Origin of the sequence: Mesorhizobium sp. M7A.F.Ca.CA.004.12.1.1, from assembly GCF_003997835.1 — a bacterium.
Taxonomy (GTDB): Bacteria; Pseudomonadota; Alphaproteobacteria; order Rhizobiales; family Rhizobiaceae; genus Mesorhizobium.
In genome coordinates, this window is sequence record NZ_RZRK01000559.1 from 1 (window position 1) to 961 (window position 961).

General features: G+C 59.1%; 1 protein-coding gene and 2 pseudogenes. 2 read left to right on the plus strand and 1 reads right to left on the minus strand.

Annotation, left to right across the window (positions count from 1 at the left end; genetic code table 11):
- Positions 1-211: pseudogene (locus EN984_RS24960) on the plus strand (hypothetical protein); the annotation flags it as partial.
- A 97-nt stretch (positions 212-308) separates the two neighbouring features.
- Here EN984_RS24960 and EN984_RS24965 read toward each other — a convergent pair.
- Complete coding sequence (locus EN984_RS24965) at positions 309-452, minus strand: hypothetical protein (protein ID WP_127271038.1); 144 nt, start codon at positions 450-452, stop codon at positions 309-311.
- A gap of 240 nt (positions 453-692) precedes the next feature.
- On the opposite strand from EN984_RS24965, the pseudogene EN984_RS38990 reads away from it, so the two are divergent.
- Positions 693-961: pseudogene (locus tag EN984_RS38990) on the plus strand (hypothetical protein); the annotation flags it as partial.

Genomic DNA, 961 nt, shown 5'->3' on the forward strand with positions numbered 1-961 from the left:
CAAGATATCCACACCCAGCCTTCAAACCGTGGGCGTCAGGACCGGCTTTGCCGGCTCGCTTCGCCAAGCCGTGGACAGCGCCGCCCTTGGCCCCGTTCCCGGTGTGGCGATCGTGGTTGTTGTGGCCGCATTCTATGTCGGGTTGCTTGCCATCGTCTTTTTCACGGCCGATGACGACGGCGAACTGTCCTTTGGCGACGTGCATGTTTGACGTTGATGTCCGGCGACACGCCGCTGCAATGCAAACGGCGGTCCGCGCGTTGACATGGTCGGTCCGCCGAAACGTTTGGGAGAACGGAACTGCGCGCCTAGATGCCGAAGAACTGCTTGCCAACCATGTAGCCCAGTGCCGCCACGACCAGCGGAAACAGTGCCGGCGCGGCTTTGCCTAGAAGGGAGACCTGCAGGTCCTTCGCCGGCGTATGACGTGCATTGCCGAGATTCTTGGTCATTGCTTGCCTCGGGTTCGAAAGACTCATTAGCAAATGCTGATTAACAGCATGGCCGCGTTAACGGCCTGATAGGAAATCAACTCTGATCAAATGCAAATTCTAATGATCGGCACATGGACGGCAAAGACGCGCTACCCTATTTCGCGGCGTTCGAAGCGTTGACCGGGACGCGCGGCCTTTCCCGCCAATCGGCAAAACCGCGCCTGAACAACAAGATGGCTCAGGAACCCGATTTAGCAGGTGAACGCCAGCTCCAGAGCCGGTGCAGTTCGCCCGCCGCCTCGCCCGAGCTTCGTGTTGATAGGCGCGGCATCGAACGGCATGCCCGCGGGGGAGGCAGGCCGCATCCCGTCAAAAAATTCGCAAACCAATGTCGGACTTGTTACGCCTCGTTCGTCCTTGGGGTATCGAACAGGCATTTATGAAAGGATCCAGCATATGCCCGGCACCGTGCGTTTGCACCGCGTTCTGACGACCAGCCCGGAAAAGGTCTATCGCGCCTTCGTTGA